Genomic DNA, 11,070 nt, shown 5'->3' with positions numbered 1-11,070 from the left:
TCATTTACAAGTAATGCTTTGGCTTTATCTAGGTCCGCTTGTAAGGATTCCTTTACGGCTGGATCTGTTACAGCATCAATGGCTTCTTGTGCTTTGTCAATAGCTGCTTGGTTGGTTGTATTTTTCAGTGAACCATTGGTATCACCATTTTCAAATAGGTCTTTCACGTCTGCGGTTGCTTTTTCTTGACGTTCTTTTTCAGTTTCTGCAGCGCTGTTACGATCATCTAGTTGCTTTTGAGCCGCATCTAAATCTTTTTGTAGTTCTGCTTTTTTGGTTGCATCTGTGAGCGCATCAATTTTTTCTTGCGCTTTGTCAATGGCTGCTTGGTTGGTTGTATCTTTCAGTGAGCCATTGGTATTACCATTATTGAATAATTCGTCGATTACTTTTTTCGCTTCTTCTACTTGTTTTGCCACTGCATTCCGTTCATCCAGTAGTTCTTGTGCACGATCTAGCGTTGTCTGTAACCCAGCCTTAAGTGTTGTATCGTTAATTTTGTCAATCTCTGCTTGGACATTATCAATGGCCTCTTGATCTGTTGACGTTTTGATGGCATCACTTGTTGGGTTATTGCTTACAAATAGTTGATTTACTGCATAATTTGCTATTGCTTTTTGTGCTTGATCTGCCGCTACTTGAGCCGTACGCGTATCTAGTAAGCTCTGGGCTTTATCTAAATCTGCTTGACGTGCTGCTTTTACTCCTGCATCTGCAATTGCATCTACTAGTTTTTGGGCATCATCGATTGTTTTTTGTGTTGTTGCAGGTTTGATGGCATTGCTTGTTGGGGTATCATTGTTAAATAATGCATCCACTGCTTGTTTCGCTGCTGTTTGTTTCGCTTGTTCTGCCGCTGCCTCATTTTTTGCATCTAATAGGCTTTGGGCTTTATCTAAATCTGCTTGACGTGCCGCTTTTACTCCTGCATCTGCAATTGCATCTACTAGTTTTTGGGCATCATCGATTGTTTTTTGTGTTGTTGCAGGTTTGATGGCATTGCTTGTTGGGGTATCATTGTTAAATAATGCATCCACTGCTTGTTTCGCTGCTGTTTGTTTCGCTTGTTCTGCCGCTGCCTCATTTTTTGCATCTAATAGGCTTTGGGCTTTATCTAAATCTGCTTGACGTGCCGCTTTTACTGCTGTATCTGCAATAGCATCCACTAGTTCTTGCGCATCATCAATCGCTTTTTGCGTAGTTGTGGATTTGATGGCATTGCTTGTTGGAGTATCATTGTTGAATAATGCATCCACTGCTTGTTTCGCTGCTGTTTGTTTGGTTAAGTCTATCGCTGCTCCACCTTCTGCATCTAATACTTGAATGTTGCTCAACCATACTTGATTTTGATTATCATCCTTTTCTGTTCTTGTCGTTGAGTAATCAAAGTTTAAAATCGAAATATCACTTTTTGCTGTAAAAGTAAAACCACTCGATTCATTCGTCTTTTTATATCCAGCAGCGTTAGCAAAATAGTGGGCGTTTTCGTTTAAATATCTCCCATTTACATAGTCATCAATATCAGCCACTCGTACTAGTGCTTTATGGTCCCCAGATTTTTCCGTAGTTGTATCTGATTGAGTATCTACTATATCGTAGGAGATATAATATTTTTTACCTACTTCTGTTTCCATAACATAATTTGAATAGATACTGTACTGCTGCACACCTGCTCTGTAAAAAGAAAGACCGATTTTACCACCATTACTATCAGCAAGTACCGCACCAAGCCTCTCACTATTTCCGTCAATTTTACCCCATGAACTACCTTCACCCCATTTAGTTAGATCCAGACCATTACCAAAACCTACATCCTTGTATTGAAATACGTCGGCTGTTGTTCTCACTGCAGTTGTTATATTAACAAGGTTGGATTCACTTGCTTCACTTGCAAACGCTTCTGTCGACATCACATTCAATGGTGTTGCGATACTTGTTCCTAAAATCGATGCTACTGTTAAGGCACTTACTAATTTTTTTATTTGTTTTTTCTTCATAATTTTTCAATAACCTCTTTCATTTCTTGATTTTTATGTCATGCTAGCAAAGTGCTTTTTTGCCTTTACCATTTTCCCAATATTGCTTTGCCTATTTCTTCTTTACTCAATCTTCCTCTAGATGAGTGTAACAAGTCTAATTGTCAGTTTTCTTTTAGTTTTTTTATTCCTGTTTTTTTTTTATGACAATTCTGTGAACTTTTGGCTTTTTTCACTTACTTTTACTTTATAGTCTAAGCCAAAGAATGCTCTATCTAGCCTTTCTAAGTAGGTAAGATGATGATTGTGGTCTTACCTACTTAGCTTAGTATATTTTAATTTATTGCTTATTTAGTTTTTTCTGTTGTTGTATAAAGTACTCTGCCACTATCGTTCAGTGCGCGTAGCTCATATTCTGTTCCAGATTGTTTTAATGCTGGTACATCATTCACGTAAAGACTGTATGTTTGTCCGCTGACGCTACCGTAACGAACGAGTGAGCCATCGATATATAGTGCAAGGCGTGCCACATTTCCTGTCACGTTTCCTTTAAGATAGCTAGCCGTTGTTGCATTAACATCTGGTGTCACTTTGGCATTGTTAACTTCTACCTTGCTTGTTGTATAGTCACTTTCTTGTCCTGCTGCATCTACTACCACTACTTTAAATTCTTGTCCAGCGCTTCTCAATTTAGTTGCATCATGGGAATAGATTTTAAAGGTATTTCCTGTGATGGCTCCGTAACGAACAAGGCTTCCATCCACATAGAGTCCGACTTTAATGGCACCTGTTGGTAGTGTTCCTGTAACATTAGAATCACCTACATAGAATGTGTCCACAACTGGTGCTGCTAATTTAGACAATGCTTTTGCTGCAACCATTGATGTTAATTTTTGACCTGGTACACCTCCAGCTGTCAATGTTGCTACTTCAAAAATCTGTCCGCCAACTTTCATTTCAGGTGTAGCGCCTGCATAGATTTGGTAGCTGCCATTGCTTGCTGACGCTGTTTTAACAAGGACACCATTTACATATAGACCAACGCGAGTAACGCCTGGTGATGTTTTCCCTGTTACATAGCTTGTTCCAGCAGTATACGTATCGATGCTATTGATTGTATTATTGGCATTGTTCGTTAGTAATGATGCCGCTTTGTCTACATCTGCTTGTAATGCTGCTTTTGTTGTTGGATCTGTTACTTTGTTGACTAAGGCTTGTGCTGCGTCAATTGTTGCTTGATTTGTTGTTGGTTTGATCGCATTACTTGATGGCGTGTTGTTGTTGAATAGTTCGTCTACTGCTTTTTTCGCTGCATCTTGTTTTGCTTTTTCTGACACTACTGTATTACGTTGATCTAGTAGTTCTTGTGCGCGGTCTAAGTTTTGTTGTAGCGCTGCTTTTACTGTTGGGTCAACTATTTTATTGATTTCTCCCTGTGCATTATCAATTGCCGCTTGGTCTGTCGTTGTCTTAATTGCATCACTTGATGGGGTGTTATTTTGGAAAAGTTGATTAACAAGGTAGCTAGCGATTACTTTTTGATCTTTATCGGCTTGGATACGACCATCTAATAAACCTTGGGCTTTATCTACATCTGCTTGCAACGCTGCTTTTGTTGTTGGATCTGTTACTGCATTTACTAGTTTCTGCGCTGCATCGATTGTTGCTTGATCTGTTAGTGGCTTGATTACATTACTTGATGGATTGTTATTGTTGAATAATTCGTCTACTGCTTTTTTCGCTGCATCTTGCTTTTCTTTTTCTGCGGTTGCTACATTTTTAGCATCTAATAGACTTTGCGCTTTATCCACGTCTGCTTGCATTATTGCTTTCACTGCTGGGTCTGTTACTTTGTTGACTAGTGCTTGGGCTGCGTCAATTGCTGCTTGGTCTGTTGTTGGTTTGATCCCATTTTTGCTTGCATCTGTGAACAGGTCATTCACCGCAGTTTGTGCTATGTTCTCATTTGCCACTTTGTCTGCTAATAGAGTTTTAGCTTTGTCGATGTCGTTCTGTAGATTCGTCTTGTCTGTACCATCTGGAAGTTTATCTACCTCCACTTGTGCTGCATCAATTACCGCTTGGTTTGTCGTTGGTTTGATTGCATTTTTTGTTGTGTCTGTGAATAAAGCATCAACTTTACTTTTCGCATTATTAATTAGAGCTGTTGTACTTGCACTTAAATAGCCAGTTGCAAAAGCATTAGTTGCCGCAATGCCTAGCTGAGTACCTGATTTGCTATAGTATGTTATTCGTACAACATCTCCTTTTTCTGCCGCAACCCTTTTCGCTAAATAAACTGTGTAGTCGCCCTTATACGTAGGATAAGATATATATTCAAATGTATCAAGAATTCGGCCACCAGATGTTGCTGGACTATCTGGATTCGTTGGTCTGAAAATTTCCATTCTCACATATCCATCAGAACTTAATACATTGATGTTGAAGTTGACTTGTAAACTACCTCCTGTATCCGTTACCGTAGGATTTGGTGAAATGTATACTGTTGTTGCTTCTGCCTCAGTACCTTTTGTTTGTTCTGGGAAGAGACTGAGCGATGTCGGGAATACCTGTGATGCTACGATTGTTGTTGTTAATAAACCTACTGCTAATTTTTTACTTGTATTTTTCATTCTTACCTCCGTCTGTTAATCTGTTTCTAACCACTTAAAGATAGATCACAGATTGTTATTCCTGAATATTGCTTGAAGTATATTGCAATCTGAGCTGCTTTTGATTTTATAACCCCTTTATATTTTGTAACTTTTATCCCTCGCTACTCCATTTTTTATAGCTTGAGTTGGAGTTTTAATTATATCCTTACTCAGGCTCGTCCTCACCTCCTTAAAGCAAATATAACAAGACTACTTATCTGTTTTTTATTTTTTGATTCAGTATAATCCTATGAATTTTCATTGTTTTTTCACTTAATCGTCAAAATTTAATTATTTGAAAAATAAGTTATTAAGGACTAATATATCCCTTGATTTAAAAATAATATTCCCTTCTTTTTCCAGTTGCGTTAATACGCCACTCAACGTTGTATTGCTGATGCCGCCATAATTGGCCATTATTCTGCGTGTGAAGCACCTCGGTATTTTAGCATAGCTATCAATTCGATCCGTTACGAAACGTTCAACAATGACTTGGAGCATGCTTTCAATCCTTTGCTGATTTGTATCATTTCTAGTTATGATTTTCAGCGCATAACGTTCGTACACTAGCCGCATGTAGTTATAATGATATAAGTAACCTTCTTGAATACTCATCATTTTTGCTATGACTTCGCTTAGTGATAAACGCCAAGCTGTCATTTTCCCCGTTAAAGCTTCACCATACATCTGTGAGCCACTAATTGCTTGGCTGTGATGTAAACCGATAAAATCTCCTTCACCGACAAAATCAATAATCTGGTTACCAATGTAAAGCGCACCAATACCACTTTCTATAATATACACATATGGTGATTCCTCTCTGTTTGACTCCAAAATAACTGAATCTCCTCGTTCAAACGTTACTTGTTCCTTATAAAGTGGAAATTTATTATCAAGCAATAGACTCACTAATTTTTGTGGATGAAAGTCTTGCTCAATCGTATCTCGATTGTATAGCTCCATTAAATCCATTTCATCACCTCCAAAATTATACTACCAGCTATAATTATCTTTTATTTTTTAAAAAAATGGCTAATCTCACAAATTTATGTCTATTTTGTGAATTTCGTATAATGTTTGTGTGCCTTGCTGTTAACTCAATTAAACCATCCCGATTCATTTTACGGTAATCAAATTTGTCACCAATTAATGCCGTTTTTGGAAAAGAGCACAAAAAAATAAGCAAAGAAACTATAGTCCTCAAACCACGTTTCTTTGCTCATTCCTTTTCTTATTGTTCATCAAAAATCAGGTTATTTATTCTTTCCCAATCGTGCTCCGTAGGCATTCGCTCCGTTCTATACTTCACGCAATCAAGTCTCTCACTATCTTCTCTATAGTTATATATCACAATATCCGCACCTAAATCCTCTACAACTTTATTAGTTATATGTTGGTTAACAAGAAACGTAACTTCTACATTTTGATTTACGAAACTGTTCACCATGATGTTTAAATAATTCAAGTAAGCCTTTTTGCCATCAAAAGTAAACAACACATGTTTTTTCTTATGTGATTTACCATGCTGCGAAAAATACGTAAACATTGCAAGGTTCACCGCAACATCTTCTACATACTCTATCGCAAACTTCTCTTTAATCAGGTCCTCACTCAATATCTCCAACCATTTCGTATACATAACCGGATGTCGATGCTTTATCAATTTGTTTACTTCCATACTATTTTTTTGAAATAATGGCGTTAACTTAGTAAGAAAGTAAAGATTACGGAAATACAATACATATAACGAGAGCGTCTCTTTATCAGGCAATTCCTTATCCAGAGCCATAAAAGCACGAACTAAAAATGTATTAATCAGCGTTAAATTTTCCGCATCCAACAAATCTTCTATTTCATACAATTCGCCTTCCTCGTATACATAATTATCGAGCGTCAATAAACTCGCATACAAAATTTCATCTTCTGTTACATACTGCTCCTCAATATCTGGAAAATACAGCGGCCCAAATTGCGGCATAAACTCGTAAGCTCTCAGATGTTTCACTATTTTTTTCAAATCTTCACCCAAAGTAATCGTATGGCCTTGCTCCAAACGCTTATTCGTAACCATAAGCCAATAAAGCGCACTCCGGTGTTGTGTCGTCACTTCTTGATTCGTCACCTTCATAAAAAAAGAATACGAGTCATGAAAAATCTTTTGATGCTTTTCTGTCGGGCTATTCATAGAAGAAATATCATTCGTGTTGTAGAAAAAATGAAAATAAAAATGGCGAATATTCACCTCTTCACCAACAATCGCAACAGGAGTCAGTGTCAATTCCAGCTTAAATTCCTTTAATATCTTTTTCAAATCACCTAGGTAACGGTACAACGTCGATGTCGATAAAAATAAATCATCCGCCCACTCATCAATCGTTAAAAATATTTCATCATATACATTATTAACAATCGTATATAGCGGAGATTGCTCAGAAACTTGGACAACTAAGTCTTCAATTAAGTGTGTGTGATTAATTGTATATCCAGAAATCGTATTATACTCTACAATATCATCTTCCGGTAAAATATGCTCTAAATCCTTCATATCTCGAAATAACGTTCGCTTGGAAGTCCCGAAATCATCCGCAATTTCATCGAGCGTTATTGGATAGTTCGCATTATAAATCGTTTGCAATAACTTAATCTGACGCTTAATCTTTTTATCAGCAACTAATTGTGAAAAAAAATGATTCATGCCCATTCCCCTCTCGAATCCCAAGATAATATTAATACTTCATACCTGCAATCATTATAGCCTCTATCCATAACTATCACAACTAAAAATGTCACAACACACTGACAATACTGAATACACAACCTCATCCCCCTATGATTAAATAGAGTTAATAACAGGCACACACTACACAAGTACAAAAGATATTATTAAAAATACGAAAGAGGTTATTATTATGAAAATGAAAAAAATATTTAGCACAATCGCATTAACATCAATTATAGGAGCCAGTATTAGCACACCTTTTAACGTTCTAGCCACAGAAGCTTTTGCCTCCGAAGATCCATTGGTAACTACCCAAAGCAATTTTGTCGTTGAAAACCCTAACTTAGTAGACCCCCGCACTGGATTAGATTATGCAAATTCTATGTGGAAGTTTGATAACGGTCTGACAATCACCGATAACCCAACACTAGCCATCGGTGGCAGCAGAAACGCTACTCGCTACTTCGACATCAACGCTATCGCTTCTCCTGTATTCAGTTCACGAGGAAATCAAGCCTATATTTATCTAAATAGTGGTATGGTACAAACATCCACTCCTGAAAAAAATGTTCAGCTAACTACCTCCCAACAAATAAATACTGTTGCCGGAAAAGAATACACAGTAACTGGTACTTACAGTCACAGTAACTCTTCCATCGATAATTCTTCAGAGAAATTTTTAGCCACAACATCCTTTGGTGTGACCGACGCCTCTAATACTGTGCTAGAACAAGTAGAAACTGATAGTACAACAAACGAGGTTGCTTCGAACGGCGTATATACAACGACTTACACAGTAACGTTCACCGCAACATCTAGTTTATCTAAATTATTCTTTAGCCTCGATGCTGGTGATGTTCCCTACTCTCACATCAACTCTACTTTCCAAGTTTCAAATATCAATTTCGTGAAATCTGATGCGCAAGTAGAAAAAGAGTTAACCGAAGAATTAGCACGCCAACAAGCTGCTGAAACATCTCTTTCTGACCTTACAGACACTTCCCACATTTTAAAAGACACCACAACACAAGCATCTCTTGACCATACACAGACACTTATTAATGCGATTTTAGATGCCGATAAAAAAGCAGAACTTCAAGCAGAATTAGATACCCTCCAAACTGCATTAAATGTTAGAACAATAGAATGGGATAAACAAGCTGCCGCTGAGGATGCATTAGCCAACTTAGTAGATGCGAACGATATTATTAAAGCTATGACAGATCAAAATGCCATTGATAACGTACAAGTATTGATTGATGCTATCACTACACCTACAAAAAAAGCAGAACTTCAGGAAAAGCTAGCCGACATACAGACACAATTAGGTGCTAGAAATGCAGAATTAAATAAACAACAAGCGGTTGAAGACGCATTGAATAACCTAGTAGATTTAAATAACATCATTAAAAATACAACAACTCAAAACAACATTGATGACGTACAAACCTTAATTGAAGCTATCACAGATCCAACGAAAAAAGCAGAATTCCAAACAAAATTAGACGATATACAATCACAATTAACTCTGCAAAACAACGCAAAAATATCTATCGACAACTTATTTAGCGACACTAAACACACAGAGTTGGCGAACGACGTAGACCAAACTGACATCGACAACGCAAAAAACCTCGTGAATCAAGTCACTGATTCAGCCTTAAACGCAGAATTAAATCTAGAAATAACCAAAGCACAAAGCTTGCTAGACGAAAAAAATGCATCGATTGCAAATCAAATAGCTGCAGAAAACGCAGTGAAAGCTTTGTTCAACAACGATGACACTAAAGCCACCATCAAAAACAACACTGACCAAGCTGTCATTGACGCTGCCCGACAACTCGTAAACGCCGTGATCGATCCAGCCAAGAAAAACGAGTTACAACAAGCCGTGAACAAAGCCCAACGCCAACTTGTACTTGGTGAAGTTACAATCGATACGTACACAGTTGGCGGCAACTACATCACAGGAACAACAAAAGCAGGCGTAACCAAAGTTGGCATCTACGTAGATGGTAAACTCATCCGCACGGCAGCCGCAAGCAATGGTACGTACCAAATCTACGCTAGCACAACACCAGAACTACAAGTCACTGGTCAAACATTTGAAGTCGCACCAATCGCAGCAGACGGCACAATCGGACTCAAATCGAACTCTGTAGTCTCCGCCAAAGTAGCACCAAAGAAAATCGCAAAACCAATGATCGATGATTACTTCAAAGGCGCGAGCTACATCACAGGAACCGTCTCCACCGAAGCGAAGAAAATCGCACTTTACATTGATGGACAATTCGTCCGCTATGGTGCCATCACAGACGACACTTTCAAAATCTATGCATCTGATGTCGCCCTAATAAAAGTAGAAGGCCAAACATTCGAAGTTGTCGCTGTCGATAATCTTGGCAACGAAGGCGAACGCGCTTCCTCTGATGTCAAAGTGAAAACAGTCAAAGGGAGCATCTCACCAAATGAAATAACAGCACTCTCCACTTACAACACAGGTACAGTCACAGGTGACGTCCACATGATCGCGCTTTATGTAGACGGCGAGCTTGTCCGCTATGGCGCAGTCACTGGCACAGAATTCAAAGTATACATTTACGACATCCCCGCTCTACGCATCGCCGATACCACTTTCGAAGTAAAAGCTTTAGACACAGTTGGTAATGTTCTTTACACTTCCACACAAACTGTTCAATAAGTCACTTCACTATAATGTTTAAAACTGAACACCCCGCTTTCTTAAGTCGAACCATTAGAGGGTTAGGGTATTCTTTCATTAAATGGACTCACAGTGTCAGCAGAGCCTAGCAGACCAAAATGCAAGATCATTAGCGCAGCCCCAACATAATGTGTAACAAAAAAAAATTAGAAAGAGGTCATCATTCATATGAAACCAAAAAAATTAATAAGTATTTTAGCCATCACTTCCATTTTAGGAACAAGTATCGCAACACCATTTAATGTATTGGTGCAGACCCCCGTAAAAGCGGCGGTATCAGCAACAGCACCAACCTATGTAGCACCACCTTCAGAAGCCAGTGTAATGGAGGTGTCACCCGGACCTAACTTAAAAATGGTTCGATTTGATGGAGAGTATATCACCCTCGATCTTATCAAGTTCGTTAAAAATTATGGTGTAAGAGTGACACTTCCAGATGGAACGACTAGAGAATTTTATTCACAATATGACTCAGGAAAACAAACTGAATTAGTTTCCATTTATGTAGGCGATCAAAATCTGACAAGTCCAGATTCGTTCTTCTCAACGGAAGGATTGTACTCAAGCGGTAAGCCGTATCCGAATAGTTACCATACATTCTATACAGCTCCATATGCAGGTTATAAATATGATACGGCATTCGGACAACAAGTGTACAATCTATTCCAAGATGGTAGTCTAACAGCGATTGGTTCAGGAGTAACGCAAGCAGAGATTGATGCGGCAAGAAATGCAGCATCAAACGCGCCAACATCTCCGGAAAAGGATAGATTACTAAATTTAATCGCGAACGCACAAACAGAACTCACTAATAATATAGCAATGGATAAGGATCGTCAAGGTATAGCTATAGCAGACGTGAAAGACCTATTCAACAACGGTGACACAAACGGCTACATTAAAGTTTCCACAGATCAAGCTGCCATTGACAATGTACAAGAAAAAATCGATGCGGTCACGAACTCGGAAGTAAAAGAAGCATTACAAAAAGATTTAGAC

6 protein-coding genes are annotated in these 11,070 nt (G+C 38.3%); 2 read left to right on the top strand and 4 right to left on the bottom strand.

Annotation, left to right across the window (positions count from 1 at the left end; all coding sequences use genetic code 11):
* From HCJ54_RS15140 to HCJ54_RS15125, 4 genes are all read right to left on the bottom strand, one after another.
* Nucleotides 1-1,997, bottom strand: a 1,997-nt coding sequence (locus tag HCJ54_RS15140; protein WP_244966976.1) for a toxin Cry1Ac domain D-VI-related protein, incomplete at its 3' end; no start/stop codon positions are given.
* 326 nt (nucleotides 1,998-2,323) lie between these two features.
* Entirely contained in the window at nucleotides 2,324-4,609 is a 2,286-nt protein-coding gene (locus tag HCJ54_RS15135; protein WP_187138240.1) for a toxin Cry1Ac domain D-VI-related protein, read from the bottom strand.
* A 312-nt stretch (nucleotides 4,610-4,921) separates the two neighbouring features.
* The gene (locus HCJ54_RS15130; RefSeq protein ID WP_187138239.1) at nucleotides 4,922-5,602 is read right to left on the bottom strand and encodes a Crp/Fnr family transcriptional regulator; all 681 of its coding nucleotides are present in this window, start codon (nucleotides 5,600-5,602) and stop codon (nucleotides 4,922-4,924) included.
* 259 nt (nucleotides 5,603-5,861) lie between these two features.
* Nucleotides 5,862-7,325 (bottom strand): AcpB/EbpR/MafR family transcriptional regulator, encoded by a 1,464-nt coding sequence (locus HCJ54_RS15125; protein ID WP_187138238.1) that lies wholly within the window; start codon nucleotides 7,323-7,325, stop codon nucleotides 5,862-5,864.
* 214 nt (nucleotides 7,326-7,539) lie between these two features.
* On the opposite strand from HCJ54_RS15125, the gene HCJ54_RS15120 reads away from it, so the two are divergent.
* Together HCJ54_RS15120 and HCJ54_RS15115 are read left to right on the top strand one after the other, a co-directional pair.
* On the top strand, nucleotides 7,540-10,050 hold the full coding sequence (locus HCJ54_RS15120) for a toxin Cry1Ac domain D-VI-related protein (protein WP_187138237.1): 2,511 nt from the start codon (nucleotides 7,540-7,542) through the stop codon (nucleotides 10,048-10,050).
* Between the two features lie 189 nt (nucleotides 10,051-10,239).
* Nucleotides 10,240-11,070, top strand: an 831-nt coding sequence (locus tag HCJ54_RS15115) for a toxin Cry1Ac domain D-VI-related protein (RefSeq protein ID WP_187138236.1), incomplete at its 3' end; no start/stop codon positions are given.

This window comes from Listeria grandensis (assembly GCF_014322885.1).
Taxonomy (GTDB): domain Bacteria; phylum Bacillota; class Bacilli; order Lactobacillales; family Listeriaceae; genus Listeria_A; species Listeria_A grandensis.
The sequence above is the reverse complement of the archived record's forward strand: the minus strand, read 5'-3'. Positions and strand labels throughout refer to the sequence as shown.